The sequence below is a fragment of the Methanosphaera sp. BMS genome (assembly GCF_003268005.1).
GTDB lineage: Archaea > Methanobacteriota > Methanobacteria > Methanobacteriales > Methanobacteriaceae > Methanosphaera.
In genome coordinates this window covers 515,061-540,856 of record NZ_CP014213.1, presented here as the reverse complement: position 1 = coordinate 540,856, position 25,796 = coordinate 515,061, and the positions used below count along the sequence as shown (strand labels likewise).

Below are 25,796 nucleotides of genomic sequence, written 5' to 3'. Positions count from 1 at the left end.
AATTCTCCATATTTGAATTTTGTTTATTATATAAAAAAGCTAGATTATTCTAATGTGTTTTGAAGTAATTCTATCATATGTCATAACATGTATAACATAAATAATAGGAAAAATAAGCTTTGAATTTTATAATCATTTTTAGAATCTTAAAAAATTATTATTTAATATTGTTAAATCTAATTCTGAATAATCTAGTAAAAACAATAACCTTTTGTTTTAGTTTGTTGATTTAAAATAATAAATAATTGTTCAAAAAAAGTAATTTTTTTTAAATGAAATTATTTTTTTTAAGATATTTATCTAAAAGATAATTATAAGCGCCGAGACTGGGATTTGAACCCAGGAGGGCGGATGCCCACAAGATTTCCAGTCTTGCGCCTTACCAAGCTAGACTATCTCGGCATTTATTAAAATGCTTTAATTATCCTTGTAGATTAAATAATAATATCTACATTCTTAATATAATTCTCCAAATACTATTAACCATAGAATTTGAGAGAGCAATATCACTACTATATAATTTCATGAAAAATTTTACATAGCCAAAGCTAATCTATGCAAAAATACGACATTATTCCGTTTATTGAAACAACATCTAAATATTAGACCTCGCCCATTAACTCGAAGATTAACAGGTTCTACAGTTAATAAAAAAATCTTATGTATTTGTTTGAAGAATAATATATTAAAAAAAATATTTTTTATTATTTTTTTCCTATGTTATTACTTCCACATTTTAGGATATGTTTTAGGTAGTATAAAAACCTTTTGGATTTTAACCACATATTTCGTAGTTGATGACAATATTTCATCAGCCGAATATAATGATTCACCTATTGCAAGAAGTTCATCCTTAAGAGTCATCAGGCAAATAGTATTATTTTTATTAATGTCCTTATTCAACTTGACGATACCACTACTAGCCAAGTTGGCACCATGACAAATTGCATCAACGGCGGAGTCCTTAACGTAGATTTTTTTAAGGTTCTTCGTCGTATACTCCATTGGATGAATCAATTCACGCAATATATGCTCATCACCACAGTTTTTATAGAAATAATATGCGTCAGTCACATCCTGCAGGGTCGTCAATGAGTCATTCTCAGTAAATGTACCGCTTACGGTACGGCGTAACTCGGCCATGTGTGCTCCACAGCCCAGCACTTCACCAATGTCATGACAGTACTTACGTATATATGTACCGCTTTCACATTTAACCCTGAAGAGTACGTCCTGATTATTTTCAATTTCAAGTATTTCAACATCATATATACTACGTACCCTCAGCTGCCTTTTAACGGCAGACTTGACAGGCGGCATCTGATAAATCTTACCCGTAAATTCATTGAATACACTTATGATGTCCTCTGGCTGTGTTGGCTTATGTATATGCATAAGACATACATATTCCTTCGGAAGAAGCAACAGTAATGACAATGCCCTTGTTGCCTGATTTAACGCTACAGGAAGCACACCGGTAACCTTTGGATCAAGTGTTCCGCCATGACCTGTCTTTTCAACATCCATGATATTCTTAACCCACAAGTCCACCTCATGAGAAGTTGGACCGGCCGGCTTATCGATGTTGAAGATGCCCTTGTCGATATGTTCTGTTATACTTCTTTCCTCTGGCCTGCAGCCATAGTTATAGTCAGTATCACATTCACAGTTATATTCATAGTCATTCATAAGATAATCATATCCCATATTTATACTATATTATATTTGTAATCGGTAATTTTTATACATATGTATTATTTTAGTGTTATTTGGTTGTGATTAAAGAAATATTTATCTGATAATTATAACATTAATGGGTTCTGATGAAGTTTTCAACCAGCCATGCAGATATGCTGATGTCTGAGTCGTATGCTATGATTTCATCCTTTTTAAACCATTTCGCCTTAAGTATTTCATCACCGTCAACTTCTATCTGGCCGCTGTCATACTCTGCGGTAAAGCCCAGCATAAGTGAATTGGGAAATGGCCATGACTGACTTCTCATGTACTTTACGTTTTTGATGTTGATGCCCACTTCTTCATGTACTTCCCTTACAACCGCTTCCTCTATACTTTCACCGGCTTCGACAAATCCCGCTATCAATGCATATCTGATTTTCTCATGATAGCTGTGTCTTGCCATGAGAAGCCTATCATCCTTGGATATTGCCACTATTATGGCCGGTGCGATTCTGGAGTAATGTACCTGACCGCATTCGGGACATTTCATCATCATATCCTTTCTATCAACTTCATTTTTTGATCCGCATCTTCCACAGTATCTGTGACTGATATACCAATCCCTGACAAGTACAGCCCTTGCACTCATCAGGTACAATGGGTGATTCAAGTCATATACCTCAAATAAGGTGTGAAATTTATCATCTTCCAAGTCAACATTACATACATAGCAGTCCTCGTCCATAAACTTACCTATATAAAACTTGAAGTCAAAGTCAAATTCCTTGACATCCTCATCATTTAATAGACCCAGGTTATCTTCTTCATTAAGGTATAACTGTCTATCGTTATTGAATATAAAGTAGTATGCCTCACCCGTGGATGAGTAATCGCTTTTAAAGTCAATGTCATAATATTTGTATAGGGATTCTTCTATCATAATAATATATATCTTCCTTATCATTTTTTAATTTATTTGATTGCCGTGATAATTAAAAGTATTATCATAGTATTAATAATAATAGGATATAAATCCTAAAATAAACATATAACTAATCATTAATATATAAAAATAATACTAATAAAATAATAGGCTGTGCTATTATGTTTAAAATTGAAAGAATAATGATTTTATTATTGTTTTTCCTATTGCTCCTACCATTTTGTATGGCCACGAGTGATGGTGAAAGCATATATGATAATTCATTGATTGAAAGTCAGGATAATATTGAATCCAATTATGTTGATTCAAACAAAATAGTATCTCATGAAGTGGTTGATGAGGATAAACCTGCAGTTGGCATTTCAATTGAATCCACACTAACGGATGAATCGAATCAAAATGACCTGTACTTTGATTCGTCACTTGCCCATGACAATGGTAACGGTTCAAGACAAAACCCCTATAAAATGTTAACCACTCAGAGAATAGGTAATAATAACAATATCCACCTGGCGGATGGTGAATATAAGTTGAATTCAGCATTGACCGTTAAAAACATTACATTTATCGGTCAATCCATTGACGCGGTCATCATGGACAGTACATTGAATAATGTTAACAGCAACTTAAAGATATGTAATCTGACGTTGGCCAACTGTGCAATTAAAAATACGGGAAGCCTGTACATCAACAATAGCGTATTCAGGGATACGTCAAAGTACATCAATTCCCAGAGCAATAACATGAACCTGGATAATGTTTCATTTATCAACTGCAGCAATGAAGTTGGCGGGGCAATATATGCCGACAATACCAGACTTTACATCAACAATTCATTGTTTGATGGATGTTCCGGATTAGATGGAGCCGGCATACTGGCAAGAAACAGTTTGCTTAACATATCCAATACGTTATTTACGGATAATCATTCAAATAACATCGGCGGTGCAATAGCATCATTAACAACTACAACACAATTAAGCAACGTAACATTCAGAAACAACAGTGCAAAATACTATGGAGGATCACTTTATTCAATCTATGGTAGCATAAAGGTAGAGGGCAGCATATTCGAATACAATAATGCCGGTGTAGGTTCAGCATTGTATATTGATGAGGCAAATCCGTCAAGAATCTATAACAATACCTTCAGAAACAATAGTGCAGATGCCGTGATTTATACCGTCAGCTGCAATTCAACAGGCAATTTGATTGAGGACAATACATTCATTGACCATACATCATCTGATGTGTATGAACTGGATAAGCCTAACATGTTTATTGCCAACGGAAATTATACCCCTGTATCATTTAACTATACATTTAACGATACATTGCCCGATTCATTTGACTTAAGACAGCTAGGTTATGTGACACCGGTTAAAGATCAGGGACCTGACGGCAACTGTTGGGCCTTTGCAACCATTGCCACACTCGAGTCATGCCTTCTTAAGGCGACGAATATCACATATGATTTTTCCGAAGAGAACATGAAAAATATCATGGCTCAATACTCCGATTACGGCTGGAGTTTTGAAGTCAATGGAGGTGGAAACAACGGCATGTCACTGGGATACCTGACCGGCTGGCTAGGTCCTGTTATGGAAGAAGAGGACAGATACAGAGCGTATTCAATCTTATCACCGGTATTGAACAGTTCATTCCACATACAGGATATTATAAAGATTACAAGAAAGAATTACACTGATAATGACAATATCAAAAAGGCCCTGATGACCTATGGCTGTGTAGGTACTACAATTGCATGGGAACATGGACTTGAAATGGATGGAAACTACTACTGTAATCGCAATACCAACGTTAACCATGCAATATGTATTGTAGGATGGGATGATAACTACTCCCGAAATAACTTCCGGTTCACTCCTGGCGGTGACGGGGCATGGATTATTAAAAACAGTTGGGGAACAAATTCAGGTATGGACGGATATTATTACGTGTCATACTATGATTTATATCATGCAATCGGAAACGATATATACACCTTCTCGTTTAATGATGAGGTAGTCCTTGACAACAGTTATCAATATGATATTAGCGGTATAACTGATTACTTCTATTATCCAAACAAGACGGCATGGTATAAGAACAAATACACAATCAGATCCGATGAATATCTTGAAGCCGTATCTACCAGCTTCAACGAGGAAACAAATTATACCCTATCTGTATTTGTAAACAATGAATTGAAGATTGTCAAAGAAGCTGTAAGTCCTATGGGATACCATACGATATATCTTGATGATAAGGTATTATTACACAAGGATGATGTATTAGAGGTAATGTTTAAGATTACAACCATCGAGGATGTGGGAATTCCGATTTCGGAGATTTTCAGTCTTAAAAAGTTATTATACGGCGAAGACGTTTCATTTGTAAGTCTTGATGGAATTACATGGTATGACTTATATGAGCTTAAGGGAACATATCCCGGCCATACATATTCATCACAGGTGGCATCGGTAAAAGCGTTTACACAGAACGTGAAGGCGTCATTGAACCTGACAGCCAACAACAAAAATCCGTGTGAAATAACGGCTCACGTATTTGATCAATATGGAAACAATATTAGTGAAGGCAATGTGTCATTCATAATAGCAGGTGAAGAAATAACTGCCGATATAATCAATGGGTGTGCAATCATCAAGAAGGCACTTCCGGTGGGATTAAACAACATTACAGCAGTATACTATCAGGAGGGCTATGGTCCGTTGGAGCAAAGCATTACGGTAAAAATCGTAACTACTGCGAAAAAAGAGTGTGACATACTGTTATCATATGAGATATCTGATGACAATATCCTGTTAAAGGCGGAACTAAAAGATGAAGATTCAAGTCGGATAAATACCGGAAAGATTGTCTTCAAGGTTAACGGTAAAACAATCAAGGACGACAACGGTAAGGTAATCTATATCAAGGTTACCGATAACGTGGCATCAATCAATTATGTATTAAAGGATAACAACACTAAAAGCCTGATTGTTTCTGCAACATACTCAGGTTCATCCAATTACCAGACGGCCAACAATAGCATGACCATAGTTATCCCTAAGAAAAATCCAGAGATAAGCATTACTCCATTAACCGATTCTGCTACTGGTTCAACCATAAGACTGGAAGCTACCATTACCTATGATGATGCAATCAATAATGGAAAGGTACTCTTTAAGCTAAACGGTAAAACAATCAAGGACGACAACGGCAAGGTAGTCTATGGTGACATAACAGATAACGTTGCTAGCATCTATTATACTATTCCAGAGTATCTGAAGGCTAAAACCTATACCATTACGGCAGTATTAATCAGTGGGGAGTATGATAGGATTGAAGCAAATACCACGTTGAAAGTTATAAAAGGTTAAATAGGATATTTTGTTTGGAAAGTACTCATACCCACCTCATTAATGAGAGTCAATCTGCAAGGGATGTTTTATTTAAAACTATCCCTATACTATTTTTTATAAATTTTTGATGAGAATCATTAATTAATCATATGCACTTTTAACATTTCAAATATATTATATGGATATTATAGGTTGTATGACTTTAAAAACTTAAGCCATAAGTCGGGATTCTCATCAGTTAAATCATATGTTATTTCAACATGTATCATATCATCCTTTAGACTGTATCGATAATCAGTTATGTTTTCCTGGGTATATATTATCAGATTATATAACTGTGCCAGTTCATCCCCATGGATGTACGTATCAACTTCAAGCGTATTGTCCTTAAGCCGGATGCGGCTGTGGCTGTTGTATCTGAATTTCTGATTGTTTTTCTGCAGATTATCCATTATTATCCTTGGAGTCTTTCTGCTTTTAATGTTGTACTTTACAGTATCATCAAGATTCTTATGTCTTATATGAGGATATGTGTTTATTATCCTGTGGAAGTATTTGTCGAAGTCTTCACGTTGAATATCATTACTTGTATAATCCCTAAATTCATGATACAATTCATCCAGTGTCAAATCATTATCTGCTATATTATGTGGCAGTATTATCAGCTGACTGTTGATGAAGTCTCTGATAGTCGGGATTAAATTATTCTCCTTGGATAATTCCACCATGGATATGACCTTATTCTTTGAATCACTGCGGTTTTTTTGTCCTGATTTATTCCTGTTGTCCGATTTTTTTATGGATTTTTTATTTCCCGTTTTTTTAGTAGTTTTCTTACCTTTTGTGCTGCTTTTTTTACCTGTAATCGTGGTCGTTGATTTTTTATCCTGTGATACTTCCTTAAGGCCGGATAAGGTCTTTATCTTATCTTCCTGTATATTCTGTGATTGTTTATACTTTATGATTTGATGATAGTTTAGCTTGTAGTTTCCATAGAATGATTTTTTTATAAGATTTTGGGCCGCCAGCTTTTCTATTATCTTTTTTGTCTGATTTTTACTTGTACTTAACTGACCTGAAAGCTTATCGATATCGAAGGTATCTGTAATATTATAGTTTTTTTCCAAAAACAGGACTACCTTATCCAGTGATGGTATCACATCTTTTTTATCATCCTTTATTGTAATCTTTTTACCGGACTTGTCATATTTGTCAAGGTATTGATTTATGGATTCAATACCTGCCCATTGATAGTTGTTTAATCTGTCCCTGGTTAATATGCCATTATCGGTGAGTAGTTCCAGGTCATATCTTTCTATATTCTTAAGCTTTTTTATTATCAGCGTGTTTGTATTGAATTTCTCGTTTAATGATATCTTTTCGCTTAACTTATGTATTGTGTAGACACATCTTATGTGCTTGCATTCATCACAGTACTTGTCTTTTGACTCTTTGTTACATATCTGACAGTTCATATCTAATCATCCCTGAAGTACTCGGATAATACTATCTGCTTGTCTGTGTAGGTGTACTTATTTTCATTACTTTTTGTGGTATCTATTTTTTCAACTTCCCTTATGATGTTCTCGGTGGTGATATTGTTGTTTTCAATATTGTTTTTTATTGTGCTGACCTCTTTTTTTGTGAGTTTTCCCTGCTTTATCACATTCAACACGTCAAGCAGGTCTATTTGCTTGTTTGTCGTGAGTGATTTGTCCTGAAGTGCAAATTTAATGTATTCCTGTAGTTTAAGTTCATTTCTTGTAGGTCGTACTATGGTCTTTTTATGTATTTGTTTTGTAAACTCATCATATGCCTTATCCAAAAGTTCATAGTAGTCTATGTTAGTACTCATCCCCACTTCACTTGGCTGGGCCTTCAGATAACTTATCGCCTCAAAGAAGTCTATTTCATCAACACTAGTCTTGGTTGATCGTATGATGCTTTTCAGGTTGTCGGATTTCATGAGTGTTATCAGTTCATACCTATCAGATTTTCTTGATATCTTGGTCTTCGGTGCAATCTTTTTTATCCGTTCATACAGTTCAGGTTCCTCATCCCTTATCTGACGTATTTGCATGAGATACTGCAGTTGATTATCCCCCTCATCATCATACATGTCCTCGTTGATTTTCTTGAACAGATCATGTGTCTTTATCTGTTCATTGGTCAGATACTTTGCATCGGTACCTAACAGCTGTATGAAGGCGTTTATCTTGTTCTGGGCGGTTTGCTTCAGGTTTATGGTGTTTTCAATCTCATCTACGGGGAAGAAATTGTATATGTTTATGTCATCGAATTCTGTTCCAAGCCTCTGAACCCTTCCTATTCTCTGCATGATTCTTGTAGGATTCCATGGTATGTCATAGTTTATGATGATGTTTGATCTGTGCAGGTTTACTCCATGGCTAAGCACATCTGTTGATATGAGTATGTTATAGTCGTTATGCTGTTTATTCTTTGACTTGTTGGCGTCAAAGTTATCGATTACCTTTTGCTGGTGACGTCTTGATGATTTACCAGTAAACATCAGTACCTTCTCGGTACACTTGTCTTTGATTGTATTATACAGATAGTTTGCGGTATCTACAAACTCGGTGAATATTATTATCTTCCTGTTTTTCAATTGCTTGTTTAAGAGATTTATCAAAAGCTGTTCTTTCGGATAGTCATCAACGTCCCTCCATATATTCCTGATTTTTTTGAATGATTCATAGTCTGATTGAAGATCTCTTAAAAATTGGTTTGAAAACTCCTCGATGTGTATCTGTCTGATATTTCCCTTGTTTATGTTATCCTCTATCTGGTCTAGATCCTCATTTTCTATCATCTGATAGATGTTCTTGTTGTAATTATTTGATATGTAATATACATTCATATCCTTCAGGGTGTCGATTGTCTGTTTATGTGTTCTTATACAGTTATCTATGGACTTGTTGAATGCATAAAGACTGCTTTCAAGCCTTTTAAACAGTAATGCCTTGATAAATCCGCCCATTGACACGTCATCATGTGTGTCTTCTGGGTGGATGAGATACTTTGTGGACAATGGAGTGTACTTGGCGTAGGTTAGCTCTTCGGTTATGATTTTTAGAGTATTGTCATACTTTTTGCTCAGGTTTTTATCGAATGAATAATATTTGAGTATTGGCTCGTTTACAACTGGAAACTCCAGGCTATGCTTCTTAAGGTCTTTCTTGTAGTACTTGTCAATGTCATGTCTTGTTCTTCTGACCATCAGGTACTTGAGTATGTCTTCCCTGATTTGCTTGGTTACCCTCTTGTTTTCGGCTTCATATTCCTCCCTGTCTGTCTGCATGTCATACTTATCCAGTCTTCTTCTGATTAGGCTGAAGTAATGCTCTATATCTCTTACATTGGGTATGGTTGAGTCATGTGAGTTTTGAAATAGCTTTATCTGTGCCAGGATGTCACTCGGTGAGTTATTGTATGGTGTTGCGGATATCAGTATTACGTTCTTGTTTTCACAGATTTTATGCAACAGTTCATATCTTTGTGTGTTTTCGTTTCTGAAGTAGTGTGACTCGTCTATCAATACATTATTATACTCGCTTTTATCGAAGTTATCAAGTATATCCTCGAGTTTTCCACGTGACTGGCAGTAATAGTTGACGTCAAAGTCCTTGAGTACCTGTTCCCATCCTCCGGGGTTTGACTTGTCTACCAGTGTGGGTGGTGCTATGATTATGCTTTTTCCCCTTAGCTGCTTTAATAATAGTGCTCCCATATATGTTTTTCCCAGTCCCACCACGTCTGATAAAAATACGCCGCCGTGCTGGTTGATGATATCCTTTGCCTGGATTACGGCGTGCTTTTGGTATTCAAGCATCTTGAAGTTGGCTGGATGTGCACTTTCATCGAAGTCTATCTGGTCGGTATCGATTTGTTCATAGAAGTATTCGTAGAGAAATTTCAGGTATAGCTCATATGGTGTTATGTCATCGTTTATCCATGTGTGGTTGTTTATGGTATCTGTGTATTCGTCCTTGACGTCGATTGCGTTATCCCATAAATGGTTGAATTTCTCGAGGCTGCGGGTATAGTCTTCATGGCTGGTCAGTTCAACATTCACCTCGAAGTCTTCCTCTTTTGTGTTTGTTATGTTGGTGGAGCCTGTTATTACACGGCCCTGTCCATTATCAAGGCTTAGGATGTACATCTTTGGCGATAGTATTCTCTTGTTGTATACTCTTATTTCGATTTTATCCTCATCAAGCCATGTAAGAAATTCCTTTACCGCCGTTTCTATTTCATAGGTGTTGTCGGAGTTTTCAAATTCCTTTTTTATATTTTCCCTTAGGTTATGTTTGATCTGTTTGGATGAGAGCTGTTTGAATCCGTTGTTGTTTAGTATCCTGTATTCATCCTTGAGTCCTGTTCCTATGAGTATTCTTATTTTGTCTGTAGCATTGAGGTTATAGACGTATTTTGAAAAACCTGTCACATAGAAGTATCCAATCATACAATCAAACAGGTCTGTATAGCTTAAAAGTCCATTGATTTTTTCCTTTAGGTTGCTTGAATATTCATCTATTACAAGTTTTGAGTTTGACATGTCTGTTTTCTCCCATATTTTTTTTTGTTCATGTTAGTGTTTTTTTTTTCACGGTCATCCTTATTTTTTGATTATCATTTGGCATATATTAATTTTTGATTGTCCGTTTGCAGTATGGTATGCTTTCTTAATAGCTTGCATACCCTTTTATCATCATCGCTTTTATAGTCATCGGATATTATTAGGGATATTACTCCATTATCGTCTATTATATCCAATGCCTTTTCTATATAGTAGTATTCATATCTTTGATTGTTGTCATATAGTGAGTATCTGTTGAGTTGTTTTTTCATATCCTTTTTACCGGTTAGAGTTACATGTTCTATGTTTGATATGATTATGTCGAATTTATGATTGTCTGCAAATACCTGCTTAAAGTCAAGTTGGTATATCAATGGTTTATATCCGTGTTTTTGTTTGAAGTTATCTTCAAAGTACATGTTCATCTTGCTGTGCATGTGTGTTTTATTATACTTTGTGACTATTTCGTTTATTGACTCGGATTTTGTCATGCCAGGATTCACATTATCCAGCTGACTTATAATGTAGGGGTATTCCGGATATAGATTCAACGCATCGGTATAATGGATGTTTATGTCATCATTTAGCAATGTCTTTGCAGTTGTGATTGACTGCTTGTTGAGTGTAATCATGTGAACATTGTCCTTTATGGTGCGGTTGAATAATTCATCCATACTTGGATTGAAATATCCCTGCATTACCCGGTTTACGTATTTGAGCTTGGTTAATATGTAGATTAACGTGTTTATGGTGATTGATGAATTGATTGAAAAATCAAGTATCTGTATTTCATCAAGTAAAGTGCTTATCGAATCTATATTATAGATTACCGATAACGGCACTTTCATGTTAGTATATGCTCTTCCCCCATTACGGATGGCCTCACCTATATGTTTGTGTATCAATTTTCTATTGTCGTAGGCATACTTGACATAAGCAATAATATCCTCCCTGGAAATGAGGGTGTTTCTTGTCAAGTACTCGATTAATGTATCCTCACAGACAGATTTTACATGGCTTTTTGAAATAGATTCCTGACTGTTCAGATAGTTGTAAAATTCATATATGGTGTTGACGTCGATTGTCTCATCGGTTGACTTTTGAACATCCACTATCCTGTCATAGACCTTTCTTGCCAATGCACCCCTGGGAGGGGATTTGTTGATTATGCCAAGTAAGAGTCTTATAACCAACTGGTATGAGTCAAACTCACCCGTAGTATTTTCCTGATAAGCGTCGAGTTTTTCTATAATATCATTTAATGACAGTATCAATTGGGATTCATGCTTATTTTTCAGCAGTCCCCTTAACTTATCATCCGATATTTTAATAGACAAGAAATCAGATAGTAGATTTTCACTGGATATAAATCCGCACCAATGAATAAAGTCGTCAATCCTAGACTTACGGTTAACAAGCTTGTTATCCTCAACAACATACTCCAGATACAGATATGAATAAAACCATCTGTCACTGCCATCAGCATAGACGGTTATATATGCATGATTTGTCTGATTGAGTGACAATAAATTGTATATGACATCCTCCAGTAGTCTGTAATCATCAATATTTCTTAATCTGATGACATATAATTCAATATCATTAAACTCATCATCCATGTAGCTGCCATAGTAATAGAGGCTATTTATCTTTGACTGATAACTATCATCAATCAGATATAAAACATCCTCCCTACTGGCCAGGTTAACGTTGAATACTTCCAATAAGAAACGTTCATAGTCATCAATTGAAAATGTGTTATATGTCAGTTCATTAAGATTCATGCTTATACTTATATATTTATTCATTAATCAAAATTTTGATAAATGCATTTCATTTCAAATCTTTTAAATGAAATATATTATTTAATGACTGAGCAAGAAACTATAAAAATAATTTTATTGATGAACATCATAATAATAAATGTAAAGAAATTCATTTAAAGGGAGGTAAAAGCTATGGATGCTATTGAAATAATAAAGGAAGCCCTTCATTATCCTATCGATAACATGAAAAATTGGCTGATAATATGCATAGTATTTCTATTAACTGGTGTAGTTCAACAAATTGCCTTAAACAGCAATAATACATATGTAAATCTATTAATGCACCTAATCAATATCCTGATAATCATCATTATCGGCGGCATATTCATAAGCATTGTAAAAGAAAGCATTTCAGGCTCATCCGAAATACCAATGCTTGATCCGGTTGAAAACCTGATATTAGGTATAAAAAGCATTATAGTACAGTTTATATATCTGATTATACCTGCATTAATAACACTGATACTATCCATCCCATTGGGCGTATTTGATAAGTTTGGAAAAATCATAAATGCAATCAGCACAATGAATGCAAACTCAACAATCAACACTACAGTAAATGCAACAAATTCAGTTGTTATTCAAAGTATTCCACAAAACCTAATACATGACTTTGTAATCAGTATAGGAATACTGGCAATATTCTGTTTCATACTATACGTGATATTCTCATTGTTATCAAACATATCACTAGGCATACTTGCAGAAACAGAGGATATACTTGCTGCATTGAATATACCGGCAGTGATATCAAAAATAAACAGTATCGGCTGGAGCAACTACATCGTATTTATTATACTCGCATTGCTGACAGTGATAGTCATTGGAATTATATCAAGTGTTATAACGCTTATTCCATATATAGGTAGAATCATTGCATCATTTATAGTTGATGCATATCTACTTACATTCATGGCCAGGGCCATAGGATTAATATATAATGAAGGCTAAATCCTTGCAAACAATATGAAAAAATCCAATAAATTAAAATTTGATTCACGAGAGTGAATTAAATAACCACCTTTTTTTATGAATATTCTGGGAGTGCAGAACAATTGAGGATATAATAATCTTCTTCAACACGTATTCCACGCATTAATGTAATCTATTTTTACGTTAAAATAATTAATATTCAATTATCTGTTTGTTTTATAGTCAGGGTAATTTATTTTACCATGTATTGCAGTGTTTTGAAGTAGTGCATTAATTTTTGAGTTTATATTGTAACTATCATATCATCAAAGTCTCTTAAATGAATCTTTGACACATATACTAGTAGTTAATGGTACCGAGACACATTTTATTATTATGTGCATACAAAAGGCAATGTACCTACAAAACCACATTGTTCCCACAGCATAAAAGAATAAAATATGTACACACAAATCAGTTTGTTCACACAGTTTATTGTATTCTATTTTACAAAAATTTGGAATACATCCTGCCATTGAACCTAACGATAGATTTAATAATGTTCCTACAATTGTATCAATAAATTAAATAATGTTCCCACAAATCATTATCGTACCCACATTTAACATCCAAATAGTTATCATAATTATCTAATCCGATTATTTATACTTAAATGACTATTTAAGTTACTTATTTGTCTGGTTATCATAAATGTATATGGGCACACAATTCTAAATTGTTCCCACAAATAAATGTAAACACATAAATTGATAGAAAATAGACATGAGTATCTCTTTAAAAATATTTAATTAGAGATTATCATTTAATTTAATTATCTGTTACTATTATATTTTGATGCTTTATTTAAATACTGTTAATTATTGATTGTTTTTTAAAGATATTGTTAACTCGGAGTTATGTTTTGTTGCTCATTGTTTCAGAAGAAATATATGATATATACAGTAACTATTGTACAAATATTTCCAGAGTTTTCTGTTCTCATCTATGTAGTGCTTTGTTATTGTATGTGTAGTGGGGATTATTGTAAAGCTTAAATGAGAAATAAACAAAAAGAGTAATATATTAAATTTGCTAAAAAGTAATTATAAAAACTTTTTAGCTTCTTTCATAAATAATTCGGCATTAACAATAGAATCATATGCTATATTTTCATTAATATTATCTACAGCCTCATAATCAGCAGATTCCCTTAAAGATTGTGTACTTGATAAATATTTTGAAATTCTTCTATCAAAAGAGTCATTTAAAACATATTCTTGACCAAATAATGAAATTACGCCCTTATGAGTTTTAGGTTTAAATCCTTTTATAATAAGTAATGCTTTAGCGGTATTAAACATACAATAGTAACATGCACTGACACTAGTAGCAAATTGTCCAATGTCATACAATGCCTTAGCTGAAATCAATTTATCATTTGCTTTATCCATATATTCATCAATTTCAGACAAGTATTTCTCCCTCCTCCAATACATTTGACAAAAAGGAATAATTTTGTGTTGTATTAAATCGGTCAGTAGTCATTATATGAGCAGAAATCAATTCTTGTTTTTCAAGAACAAATTCACCAATTAAATCGGCAATATCATCCCAGATTTCATTCATATAGTCAGATATTATTAAAATATCTATATCAGAATCATCCGTATCATCACCACGAGCAACAGAACCAAATAATATAATTTTTAAGATTTTATCTGAATTGATTGCTTCTGCAAACTCATAAGCAATTTCTAATCTATTATTCATAAACAATCACCATATTATTCTTATAATATTTTATTTCAATAATATGATAAAAAATTTTCCCTATTGTAAAATTAATCTTCAATTTTTTTTATATCCTCAAGTGTATCTTCCAAGTATTCTATCCATAAAGCTCAAATTGTAAATCTCTTTAGCATGTTTTTGTAGTTGTTTTCCTTTATCTTCATTTTTGTTTACTTTTTTGGAGTTGTTTAATTCATTGCTATGTTTTTTTTTTCGTTGCCGAGTTTGTGTATTCTTGCTTTTGATATAGTCTTCTAATTTAAAAAGTTTTTAATGATAGAGTACACAATTCTAAATTGTTCCCACAAATAAATGTAAACACATTAACTGACAGAAGATCTTTATAAAAAATTATTTATTCAAATATAAAAATGAAAGAAGTGAAAGTTTAAAATAGAAAAAACAAGATTATATAATCATAAAATGAATAAAAGAATAAAAAGAAGTATGTATCACTATTATGTAAAATTATATTGTTGCTGTTGAATTTCAGGTTGGTTTAATTTTAATTTAAAGCTTATTTTAGGTTATGTTGAAATATGGGTTGATGACTTACCATATGAGACATTAACCTTAAATAATGGACAAGCAAGCACATATTTCACATATAATACGGCTACAGGTACAGGATATGCTTATGCTAAGACTCTTAAAGTATGGTATTATCCAACAGAAAAATATCAAACTAAAAAGAATACTAAAGATTTCAATACCATTGAATCAACAGGTAGGATTGTATTGGGTGATATAAGTGGCAGCAAAGTAGGAGAGCAAATAACCATAAACGCCAGAATCAACAGTACTGATGTAGTTGATGAAGGTAACATTTCATTCCAATTTGCTGATAAAAACATTTCAGTTCCAGTAACAGATAATACTGCAAATGTAACAACTATTATTACAGCTGCTATGCTGGATAATCCAACATTACGTGTATTGTATGAAGGAAAAGTGATGTATAATATTAAAAGTAATATAACAACACTAACAATTGAGACTGGTGTTGCAAATATTGCAGTAGATGAAGTGAATGCTAGAATAGGTGATGAAGTACAATTAACTGCTCATGTTAAAGATATTAATGATGAAAACATTGATGGTGGATTAATCACATTCACTAACGAACAAGGTGATACATTAGCCACAGCAGATATCGTTGACGGAACAGCAACCACACAGTACATATTCACATCAGAATACAGTGGAAATATTATTGCAACATTAACCTCTGATTACTACCAGTCAAGTACTACTGAAAACACTGCTCAGATTAGAAAAATCAATACTGAAGTAATCATAACAGTACCGGATTCCATTACAAGCGGAACTGTAATCAATGTTACAGCACAGGTAAAAGATGAAGATGGAAACAGTGTATCTGGTGCACCAATAGCACTTACTATAGGCCAAATACAGTATCCTGCTATGATTTCTAATGAAAATGGTACATTGACTATGCCTACTGCCATTCAATCAGAAGATCCAATAAATGTAATAGCAGCCTATAATGGAGATGACACATACGCATCATCTTCTGCAGAAGCTCTAGTTAAAAACAGGAATAAAACAACAATAGCAATGGATGAAATAAATACAGTAGTAACAATACCTACAACTATTACAGCTACTTTAACCAGTGAAGACAACAGTATCATAAATGAAGGACAAGTAACATTCACACTCGCTGATGGAACAGTAATTGATACAGTAAACGTTGAAAATTCACAGGCAACAACCACATACACATTCACAGATGAAATGGAAACCACAATAACCGCATCATTTACAAAAACAGACAATTACATTAACAGTACCACGACAACCGCATTGAAAGTAGATCAGATGCCACCAAAAGAATACACTATAAAAGTAGATACAACCGAATTCACATTAGGACAATCTGCCACAATAACAGCAAGCATATACTATGGAAATGAATATGAAGAAGAATTAGCAACCAACATCACCAAAGGAAAAATAACATTCAAGGTAAACGGTAAAACACTAAAAAACTCTAACGGCAAAGTAATCTATGCTAAAGTAATTAACGGAGTTGCAACTATAGAAAACTACACCATACCAGATGACTGGACTAAAAACAATACACCTATACAGGCAGTATACACAGGATCAACCCAACTTGAAAGCTTAAACAGTGAAAAAACAGAAATAAAAGTAACACCTGCAGAGCTAACATTAACGACAAGTGACATTACAGCAACCACTGGTGAAGAAATCACATTAACAGCAACACTAAACGATAACACAATCAATAATGGAAAAGTAATATTTAAAATCAATGGTAAAACGGTAAAAGACTCAAACTGCAAAGTAATCTATGGTAAAGTAGTAAACGGAGAGGTAAATGTTAATTACATCATACCAACTACTATGAAAATAGGAAACTACAATATTACAGCTACTTACATGCCTACTAGTGGTGAAAAATTAACCGCTGAGGCAACATTAGCCGTTGCGAAAGAATAACTCCTTGAATCAGTACACATCTGATTTAACTTCTCACCCCCCAATATAATTTTTTTTTAGGTTAAGGTAGGATAGTTTTATTTTGAAGTATTTTTAGGTGATGAATTCTGTTTTTGATTGTATCAAAAAAAAATAATTGGTGGAGAGATTATTATCATTACTGTACAATAGCTTGTATGCTATCTGTATATGAATTTTTATCATGGATTAATTGCATTGGTTTGAATCGGCCTAGAATCCACCAATTCAAAATAGGATTAGATTTTTTCTATTAATTATGATTTTCCAGTAGGATTATGTTTTTATTCAACACTGTTGATTTTTTGACTCATATCCTCTGAAAAATCCATGTTTTTAAAGGTATCTGTTGTTGGTAAATCCATGTCAAATTCATGGATTTCATCCATTTGACCTGTACCATTTTCGATTGTTAATCCTAATACATGACCGCCCTTATCTTTGGCGTCATTTAAGAAGTGGATGTGCCAGCCAGGCATATTTATTTCATTCATATATTCCGGGAAATATATTGCAATAAGTGTTCCTGTTTGGTTTGTGTAGTTAAATACTTTTTGATCTACAGCGGCTACTTCGGTAAACTCCTTATATGGTTTTTCTTGTTTTTCAACACTTCTAACTGTTATGTTGGAACAGTTACATTTGATTTTAACAACATACATATTGTTTTTTCCATATTTCTTAATTTCATTATCTAGTTTACCTGTTAAATCATCAAAATTCTTTGCTGAAATATTGTTTATATTTGCATCATTGTCGAAATGGGTTACCGTTGCAAATGGTACTTTTTCATTATCGGGCATGACGTGAACACTACCATCGGCACGTGCCTGATATACATTTCCATCTAAAACAATCATTTCACCGTTTACACCTTCAAAGGTTCCAAGACCCGTATCTCCATTTGATTTTAATTCTCCAACGCTGAGAACTCCGTCATATGCTCCATGCATGAATGACTGCATTAGGGATACTTGATGCATACTATCATCAGGCATTAATAATTTTTCATCAGCATTAACGGCTGCTATGGTTAATAAAGTAGCTATGAAGATTGAAATTAAGAGTAATTTTTTATTTAACATATGATTTATACCTCCAATAAATAATAACAAATGATTTTGTATAATTATTTTTGTGTTTTGTTGGTTATATTTTTATTTGATTTGGGAAGGCTTTGTTTTCACATCTTGTGTCACTATAATATTTTAATTATTTATAGAAAAGCAAAGAGATGTAGATGTGATGGCATGTTTTTATTTTATTGATATAATATGATTATTATTATTTAATGTGTACCTGATTATTGGGGTGGTTAATCATCATACCTTTCAAATAATATGGGGTAACTGAAGGAATTATCAAAGTATTTTTTTGTATCTGAGGGTGTGCAACAATCACATTTTGAAAGTTAGTTATGGTTGTCATATTGGTCAGAATTGACCTGGATATATTTATATTTTTATTTTTTTGTATTTTTAGTTTTTATCCTTCTATGGATATTGTGTTTTCTTTTAGTAGGTTTTATTCCATATTGTGTAATTTTATCATGTTTTGTGCTGTTGCTATGAGTATTTGTTCTGTTTTTACACTTTTTATGCCTTTTACGTGGTATTGTCTGTATTTTAGTGTGTATTTGTTGTATGTCATCTTGGTTCTACATTTGGCATCCTGTCTTTGTATTTTTCTTGTGCTTCTGATGTGTGCATGTGGTGTTTTAGTTTCATGGTTGAATCACTTATGTAATCTGTTATTACTTTAATTGTCATTTTAGATTGTGCTTTCCATGGATCATGGAACTTTATACTATCATACTTCTATGGATTAAATGTTAGTGGACTGAAAGTTGCTTCATTCATGTCAATAAGTCAAACACACTACTTTTTCTTAGGACTAATGCTTTTGGTCCAGAAGCAGGATTACTTACAACAATAGCTGCACTGGTTGGTATAGCAGCCCTATTATACTATAAAAAACCTATTGAAAAATAGAATTAAAATAATCAAACTCTTTTTTTACTTTTTTAAAAATTGTACTTGATAATCTTTTGAAATGATTAAAATTCATGTAACTATTCATATATCCTCTACAAAATACCTTATATTCTTTCTACCACGAGTAATGAAAGTATGACCTTCTTTTTCCAACATTTCCTTCTGATATTCAATACCACCAGGATATTTAGAGTTTAATTCACCATCTTTCTTAAGGGTTCTCCAGAAAGGAATCTTATCAGCAGATCTTTCATTACTAGCTAGAGAGCCAAACTAATAAAAATTCCCACAGTTAATGGGCAGGTAAAATCAGCATCATACTTATCTGCCAAATATTGTCTTATCTGAGTAATCGTGATTACCTTACCCTCAGGTATTTCGCTCATTAAACTATTATAATCCAATGGTGGGGCAATTAACATATGTTTTCCACCATAACGTTCTATACTTTTTTCATCAACAACAGTTACAATCTTAGGCATATCCTTAGAATCGTTTAATTTTTCATTAAAACTTTTTCTAACTATTTTGAGAGTGTGCAACAATTATGATGATATAACCTACTTATTCTTTAAAACTATTTTTTTAATATTTCTTCTATAAATAACTGATTTGATTTATATTTACTTTTTATAAGCATATGCAAATACAGGAAGGATAGAGGGAACTTGTTTATTTATTAAATAAGAATCATGGATATCTTTTTGTTCTTTTATAGTTAAATGTCATGCATTTTTTTCTATGATTTGTGTTGTGGGGTATGTTTTTGGTGATTTGTTTATTTTGTGGGTGTGTTTTGTGTTGTTTTGTCGTATATTAATATAATATTCGAACAAATATAATAAATATAAAAAATAGAAAGATAATGCAAGAATAAAAAATTTGTAAAAAATAATAGTTGTAGTTACTATATGAAGTGTAGATATAATCAGAATCCTGTGTCGTTTGACTATTTTTTAGTTAAAGAATAGGAGAGGTTATTCTTTCAATATTTTGTATAAAGAAATTATTTCCTTTAAAATTTCAAGTAACATTAATGTTAATGTCAAAACTTGATAGGTGGGATCAAACATATTTCACCTCCTTAATAGTCTGTGAAAGATGTTTAAAATATAATTAAGGTGTATTAATATTATATTAAAAACAAAAGATGATTATCATTAACCTACAGTATTACTTTTTTAATAAATAGTACTAATAATTTTTGAAAAAATAAATAATAACCTTAAATTGTTAAAATTTGATGTTAAAAATAATGTTAAAAATAATTTTAATCTAAAAAAATGTTATTCTTAAATGAATCTAATTAAAGATTCATAAAAAACATTTTTTACACCTTAAATACTATGTTGACCCCACCTACTGAAGTCAATAGTATGGTTAATAATATTTAATTAATAAGTATATATACTTATCTAAAAATTATAATTACTAAATAAAAGTAAAAAATTATATTTTTTTAAATGCCATGTTATAAGAATCTATAAATAGATTCTAACATAGACATTCCACTTAATTACTATGCTTTCCACCATTTATCTGAAAGTCATTAGTATGGTTAATATTATCTAATTTATTAATATATATACTTATCTCAAATAAATTCATCAAATAAAAATAATAAAAAAATACCAGTGCTATTCGGAAAATCTGAAACCACACAACTACGACACATATTTGCAATAGAAGCACTAAAAAACAATGAAATAAACTATGTAAAAGAATTTCTAGGACATGAAAACATACAAACAACACAGATATACACAAATTTAAAAGAAAAAGAAGTAATCGAAAGATTCAAAAAACTAGAAACAATATAAATAAATCAAAATAAAATGTGTTGTGGAGAAGTCTAATCTCCACATCAAACTAATTATTTCTTAGTCTGTATTAAGTTATATCAAATACAGGCTCTGTAGAAAACCTTGCTTTGAGTGAAGTATGAGTAATAACTCAAATATAATTTTTTACAGAGGGAATATATTCTATTTCAATATTATCCTTTCTTCATCAATATACAATTCTCACTCATATTGAGTAATTGTATTTGTCATTTGATTCCTGCCTAATTGCCGCCAACGCAGCATAGTAAGTGGTACAGGCGATCCCCGGGAAACCCTCGGTTCATATAAATAAATATAGTAATCAATATTGTATTTGATTAATTATTTTTAATCCTTCCTGATGTATATTTTTAGCAGCATTAATGTCCCTATCATGTCTATTACCACATAGGGGGCATGTCCATGTTCGGTTGTTTAGTGTTAGGTCTTCTTTGTGGTATTTACAGTTGTTGCATGTTTTGCTGGATGGGTACCATTGGTCTATGTGTATTAGTTTTCGTCCGTGTTCGTATGCTTTTTGTTCTAGTATTCTGATGAACATGTGCCATGATTTTTCTTGTATACTTCGTGATAGTCTGCTGTTTTTTAGCATGCCTTTAATGTTTAGTGTTTCCATAGAGATTACGTGATATTTTTCTGTTAATCGTTGTGCTATCTTATAGAAATGATAGTCTAGTATGTTATGTCTTTTTTCATATGCTAAGGCTATCTTCTTTTTGATTTTATTGTAGTTTTTACTGCCAATTTCTTTTTTGGATAGTTTTCTTTGAAATCTTTGTATTTTCTTGTCTAATTGTATGATCTTGTTTTGTTGTGGGAAATGTATTATTTCGCCCGTGTTTATTGTGACAAAACGTGATATTCCCAAATCTATACCACAACTACGATCATTACTCTTAAAAACATGCCTTGTGACATCTTTACATAAAATAGAAACAAAATACTTACCGGATGCTTTTTGTTTAACAGTGACAGATTGTATTTTGCCGGATATCTTTTGATGTGTACGAAATCGAATCCAACCCACCTTAGGAAGACGAATACGTTTACCCTCAATTCTGATGTTGTTATTGATATTATTGGTTTTATAAGATTGTACCGGATTATACTTACTTTTATAGCGTGGATACTTGCTAAGGTGTTTAAAAAATCTGTCAAAAGCATTTTCTAAATTTTTCAACGATTCAATCAAAGCTTGTGAATCAACTCGTTTTAACCACGTCTTAGACTTCTTCAACTCAGTCAACATAGTCGAACAATCATAAAAAGACAAATACTCTCCATTATCTGAGTATACTGTCTTTTTAGCATCCAGAAAAGTGTTAAAAACAAAACGGCAACAACCAAACTGATTAATAAAAAAACTCTCCTGAACCTCATCAGGATAAATACGAACAACAAAACTCTTATACATAACAACTATCTACACACCAAAAATAATAAAATATTAAATATATATAATAAAATATTACTAATGGTATAGTTAATAATTTTATTTAAAGTAGTATATAAATATTTTGATAAAAGTATTACTTTTAATTGTTTTTTCATAGGATTTCTACAGAGCCCAAATACAATTAAAGGATGATATGTTGTAAATTGATTGTATATGCTTTATTTTTTTGTATTTTTTCTAGTATTTTTTCGTAGTTATTCTATTTTTCTTTATTTTAATTGTGTAGTTAAAATATGTGTGTGTTTAGTCTGTTTATATTTTTTTATCATATTTTTTATAAATGAGCTAATTTACTGGAGAGGGTAATGTAAGAGAACTGGTTTTTCAATGTTTTATTTTGGTTTTTCTATTTTCATTTTTCTTTTAGGGGGTTTAGTTTTCATGTTTTGTTTTGTGACATGTATATGTGGTGGTAATTTTTTGATGTTTTCAGTGTTTTTTCTTGTTTTTTGCTATGTTGGTGTTTCAAGTTGGGGGTGACTGTTTGATTTTTACTTCGTTATACGGGTATATTAAAGTAAAATATAAAAGTCATCAGAAAAAGCATATCTGGCCCTGAAGTCCAACACAATATTTCATAATCCGGATCAAATAGATTATTAAGATGTTTCATATGTTTACTAAAGAGGAACATGTGAATATTATCACATTAATAAAAAAAATAATCTTGTTACATTAATGTTTACAACTTATATTCTTTTTATTGTCTAGTTAATCATATGTTGATTTTTGTGAAAAATGGAATTGCCACATAATTAATATGTCATTTCATGTGTTTAAATTAATTGTGGGAACATTTTTGTTTTGTGTACCTATTATTGTATGTTAATCGGGTTGGTGTGTTAATTGAAGTGTAGGTGACTTAAACATTAATAAATTGATGGTATTTATTGTGGGAACAATTGTGTATTGGGGGTACAAAATTTAATAGAATACTGTTTTCTGTGGGAACGTTTTAGTTTTGTGGGTTCAAAGGGAGGTGTATATGTTTATTTTTGTGGGAACATTTTGGAATTGTGTACTTATGCATTTATTTGTAAATCGTGTTTGTTGGTAACTTTAAAATGGGCGACTTGAATATTCATTAATTAATTGAATTATAGGGGGTACAATATTTAATAGAATACTACTTTTTGTGGTAACGTTTTGGTTTTGTGTACCTATGTATTGTATGTTAATCAGGTTGATGTGTTAATTGAAGTGTAGGTGACTTAAACATTAATAAATTGAAGGTATTTATTGGGGGTACAATTGTCTATTGAGGGTACAAAATTTAATAGGATACTGTTTTTTGTGGGAACAATGCTAATTGTATGTACATAATTTTAAAATGTCCCAGTTAAACCAGTACATTATTGTTTATGTGTCAAGGATTCATTTGGATATTCTGGATGAGATAATAGTTACAATTGAAAGTCATTCTTGATATGTACAACTCACATCACTATAGAATATGTTAAGAATACCGGTCCTAGAAATTAAAAGAACAAACAAGTATTGGGATAGTAATTATTTTAAAATTGAAAAATTGAAAAAATAATTCGATAGGTTGTAGTGTTGAATAACAAGATATACTAATTTCCTGTTTGTTGCACTCTCTCATTTTAATCACCCACATGATATTGATTCTCATATTACTTTCTAATAAGAAATATATAACTAATCATTTATTCATCATATACTATCTTCCAAACCAAGATGATAGATTTTATAATTGAAGACTATTACAAAATAAAATACAGTTATAAACAAGTATGTGTAATTGCAAGGAAATTAGGCTATTCATATATTAAAATTTATCCGAAGTTTTCCCAATCATCAGAAGATGCAGAATATCAGCTGATAAAAACTTAAAAAAAACAGGAAGTTAAATATGATAATCCAATTATTATTTATGACCAATGTAAAGTTTTAACTGAAGCATATATAGAAAGAGGATTATTTAAACCGGGAATTGAAGATATAAAAAATAGTTAACGGAAAAATAAGATAATTTATATTATACATAATCAAAGTTTAATAAATAATGGACAATAAACCTGTTTTTTGTCCAATACTACAAGCAAAAAAAAAATGAATATGGAAAGATATAAATCAACAGGAAAATCCCATGATTAACCTGTGATAATCATCATAACCATCTTCTCAACGCCGATAACAATAGATAATAGCATCATGGTGACTGCTATGGCAAAAATGATAAGCCAAACGCCGACATTCCACTTGAAAACCTTTAGCCCATCTAAAGTATAAACAGGAATCATGTTAAAGGCTGCCAGGAAACTATTAACAGAGTAACCCGTACCCGCGATGAGAAATATCAACTCAAAAATCCTAGAGTAAGGTTTAAGGGGAGCTGTTAATACGGCAATCACCAGAAACACCAAGGCCCAGATTATATTAGCCATCGGCCCTGCACAAGCAATACGGCCGGCAATCTCATCGGACAGATCATCCGCGTAAATCTTAACCTCGCCGATAAAAGCAAATACCATTCCAAAAAATGAGCTGGCAATTGCAATCATTAGTCCTATTGGCCAAAACCTGAATTCAGCCTTTAAGCCATACTTGTTAGCCACAAACTTCTGTCCCAATTCACGGGAGATAAAACCAACAGCAACTCCGACCATGATAATCGGCAATATTGATATAAAAGCATGAACATCTATTTTAACATTAGATATTGCAAAGGCTATTGAAAGTATGATAAATGAAATAGTCAATCCTATTTTTTCACGCATAGTAAATTCGTACATAGTCATATATATGGCATTAATCATATAAATTCATTATCCCGATAGCAATTACTATATGATTGTCATTAATGAATAAAACGCTAATGAGGATATACAAACGAAAAAGATAAAAGAAATAGATAGTTCC

At 32.2% G+C, this 25,796-nt stretch carries 17 protein-coding genes and 1 tRNA gene; 4 read left to right on the top strand and 14 right to left on the bottom strand.

Going from position 1 to position 25,796, the window contains the following annotated elements; genetic code table 11:
- Positions 1-318: 318 nt before the first annotated feature.
- The 3 genes from AW729_RS01735 to nudC form a co-directional block, all read right to left on the bottom strand.
- Positions 319-402, bottom strand: a tRNA-Ser gene (locus AW729_RS01735).
- A gap of 321 nt (positions 403-723) precedes the next feature.
- Positions 724-1,689: an RNA-guided pseudouridylation complex pseudouridine synthase subunit Cbf5 gene (locus AW729_RS01730; RefSeq protein WP_112123463.1), complete on the bottom strand. Its 966-nt coding sequence runs from the start codon at positions 1,687-1,689 to the stop codon at positions 724-726.
- 121 nt (positions 1,690-1,810) lie between these two features.
- On the bottom strand, positions 1,811-2,620 hold the full coding sequence (gene nudC, locus AW729_RS01725; protein ID WP_112123462.1) for an NAD(+) diphosphatase: 810 nt from the start codon (positions 2,618-2,620) through the stop codon (positions 1,811-1,813).
- A 164-nt stretch (positions 2,621-2,784) separates the two neighbouring features.
- Between nudC and AW729_RS01720 the strand changes: the two genes are divergently transcribed.
- A complete protein-coding gene (locus AW729_RS01720; protein ID WP_112123461.1) occupies positions 2,785-6,006 on the top strand; it encodes a C1 family peptidase in 3,222 nt (1,073 codons plus the stop codon).
- A gap of 167 nt (positions 6,007-6,173) precedes the next feature.
- Here the strand turns inward: AW729_RS01720 and AW729_RS01715 are convergent, their stop codons facing one another.
- From AW729_RS01715 to AW729_RS01705, 3 genes are all read right to left on the bottom strand, one after another.
- Positions 6,174-7,463, bottom strand: coding sequence for a hypothetical protein (locus AW729_RS01715; protein ID WP_112123460.1), 1,290 nt, complete (start codon positions 7,461-7,463; stop codon positions 6,174-6,176).
- 2 nt (positions 7,464-7,465) lie between these two features.
- A complete protein-coding gene (locus AW729_RS01710) occupies positions 7,466-10,564 on the bottom strand; it encodes a helicase-related protein (RefSeq protein WP_112123459.1) in 3,099 nt (1,032 codons plus the stop codon).
- 74 nt (positions 10,565-10,638) lie between these two features.
- The gene (locus AW729_RS01705) at positions 10,639-12,369 is read right to left on the bottom strand and encodes an Eco57I restriction-modification methylase domain-containing protein (protein ID WP_112123458.1); all 1,731 of its coding nucleotides are present in this window, start codon (positions 12,367-12,369) and stop codon (positions 10,639-10,641) included.
- Positions 12,370-12,543: 174 nt separating this feature from the next.
- Between AW729_RS01705 and AW729_RS01700 the strand changes: the two genes are divergently transcribed.
- Positions 12,544-13,362, top strand: a complete 819-nt coding sequence (locus AW729_RS01700; RefSeq protein ID WP_112123457.1) for a DUF4013 domain-containing protein — start codon at positions 12,544-12,546, stop codon at positions 13,360-13,362.
- A 1,064-nt stretch (positions 13,363-14,426) separates the two neighbouring features.
- Here the strand turns inward: AW729_RS01700 and AW729_RS01695 are convergent.
- Both AW729_RS01695 and AW729_RS01690 read right to left on the bottom strand, forming a co-directional pair.
- On the bottom strand, positions 14,427-14,795 hold the full coding sequence (locus AW729_RS01695) for a HEPN domain-containing protein (protein ID WP_162685728.1): 369 nt from the start codon (positions 14,793-14,795) through the stop codon (positions 14,427-14,429).
- Positions 14,788-15,093 (bottom strand): nucleotidyltransferase domain-containing protein, encoded by a 306-nt coding sequence (locus AW729_RS01690; RefSeq protein WP_112123455.1) that lies wholly within the window; start codon positions 15,091-15,093, stop codon positions 14,788-14,790. The genes AW729_RS01695 and AW729_RS01690 overlap by 8 nt, the downstream gene beginning before the upstream one ends.
- Positions 15,094-15,852: 759 nt before the next feature.
- Between AW729_RS01690 and AW729_RS01685 the strand changes: the two genes are divergently transcribed.
- Positions 15,853-17,601, top strand: a complete 1,749-nt coding sequence (locus tag AW729_RS01685; protein ID WP_112123454.1) for a hypothetical protein — start codon at positions 15,853-15,855, stop codon at positions 17,599-17,601.
- A gap of 302 nt (positions 17,602-17,903) precedes the next feature.
- Here AW729_RS01685 and budA read toward each other — a convergent pair whose 3' ends face one another.
- The 4 genes from budA to AW729_RS11380 form a co-directional block, all read right to left on the bottom strand.
- Positions 17,904-18,704, bottom strand: a complete 801-nt coding sequence (gene budA / locus AW729_RS01680; RefSeq protein WP_112123453.1) for an acetolactate decarboxylase — start codon at positions 18,702-18,704, stop codon at positions 17,904-17,906.
- A gap of 439 nt (positions 18,705-19,143) precedes the next feature.
- Positions 19,144-19,269 (bottom strand): hypothetical protein, encoded by a 126-nt coding sequence (locus AW729_RS11625; RefSeq protein WP_257791407.1) that lies wholly within the window; start codon positions 19,267-19,269, stop codon positions 19,144-19,146.
- Positions 19,266-19,388 (bottom strand): hypothetical protein, encoded by a 123-nt coding sequence (locus AW729_RS11620; protein ID WP_257791406.1) that lies wholly within the window; start codon positions 19,386-19,388, stop codon positions 19,266-19,268. Before AW729_RS11620 ends, AW729_RS11625 begins: the two co-directional genes overlap by 4 nt.
- Before the next feature lie 485 nt (positions 19,389-19,873).
- Positions 19,874-20,095: a hypothetical protein gene (locus AW729_RS11380; protein ID WP_204355187.1), complete on the bottom strand. Its 222-nt coding sequence runs from the start codon at positions 20,093-20,095 to the stop codon at positions 19,874-19,876.
- 1,152 nt (positions 20,096-21,247) lie between these two features.
- Between AW729_RS11380 and AW729_RS01670 the strand changes: the two genes are divergently transcribed.
- Entirely contained in the window at positions 21,248-21,433 is a 186-nt protein-coding gene (locus AW729_RS01670; protein ID WP_162685727.1) for a tyrosine-type recombinase/integrase, read from the top strand.
- Between the two features lie 325 nt (positions 21,434-21,758).
- Here the strand turns inward: AW729_RS01670 and AW729_RS01665 are convergent, their stop codons facing one another.
- Together AW729_RS01665 and AW729_RS01660 are read right to left on the bottom strand one after the other, a co-directional pair.
- A complete protein-coding gene (locus AW729_RS01665) occupies positions 21,759-22,871 on the bottom strand; it encodes an RNA-guided endonuclease TnpB family protein (protein ID WP_112123451.1) in 1,113 nt (370 codons plus the stop codon).
- A gap of 2,156 nt (positions 22,872-25,027) precedes the next feature.
- Positions 25,028-25,693: a site-2 protease family protein gene (locus AW729_RS01660; RefSeq protein ID WP_236951246.1), complete on the bottom strand. Its 666-nt coding sequence runs from the start codon at positions 25,691-25,693 to the stop codon at positions 25,028-25,030.
- Between the last annotated feature and the right edge of the window lie 103 nt (positions 25,694-25,796).

Bases quoted from the DNA above. Each gene is read 5' to 3' on its own strand.
- AW729_RS01730 (WP_112123463.1), bottom strand. From the start codon at position 1,689: ATGAATGACTATGAATATAACTGTGAATGTGATACTGACTATAACTAT.
- nudC (WP_112123462.1), bottom strand. From the start codon at position 2,620: ATGATAGAAGAATCCCTATACAAATATTATGACATTGACTTTAAAAGC.
- AW729_RS01720 (WP_112123461.1), top strand. From the start codon at position 2,785: ATGTTTAAAATTGAAAGAATAATGATTTTATTATTGTTTTTCCTATTG.
- AW729_RS01715 (WP_112123460.1), bottom strand. From the start codon at position 7,463: ATGAACTGTCAGATATGTAACAAAGAGTCAAAAGACAAGTACTGTGAT.
- AW729_RS01710 (WP_112123459.1), bottom strand. From the start codon at position 10,564: ATGTCAAACTCAAAACTTGTAATAGATGAATATTCAAGCAACCTAAAG.
- AW729_RS01705 (WP_112123458.1), bottom strand. From the start codon at position 12,369: ATGAATCTTAATGAACTGACATATAACACATTTTCAATTGATGACTAT.
- AW729_RS01700 (WP_112123457.1), top strand. From the start codon at position 12,544: ATGGATGCTATTGAAATAATAAAGGAAGCCCTTCATTATCCTATCGAT.
- AW729_RS01690 (WP_112123455.1), bottom strand. From the start codon at position 15,093: ATGAATAATAGATTAGAAATTGCTTATGAGTTTGCAGAAGCAATCAAT.
- budA (WP_112123453.1), bottom strand. From the start codon at position 18,704: ATGTTAAATAAAAAATTACTCTTAATTTCAATCTTCATAGCTACTTTA.
- AW729_RS11625 (WP_257791407.1), bottom strand. From the start codon at position 19,269: ATGACATACAACAAATACACACTAAAATACAGACAATACCACGTAAAA.
- AW729_RS11620 (WP_257791406.1), bottom strand. From the start codon at position 19,388: ATGACAATTAAAGTAATAACAGATTACATAAGTGATTCAACCATGAAA.
- AW729_RS11380 (WP_204355187.1), bottom strand. From the start codon at position 20,095: ATGCCTAAGATTGTAACTGTTGTTGATGAAAAAAGTATAGAACGTTAT.
- AW729_RS01665 (WP_112123451.1), bottom strand. From the start codon at position 22,871: ATGTATAAGAGTTTTGTTGTTCGTATTTATCCTGATGAGGTTCAGGAG.
- AW729_RS01660 (WP_236951246.1), bottom strand. From the start codon at position 25,693: ATGATTAATGCCATATATATGACTATGTACGAATTTACTATGCGTGAA.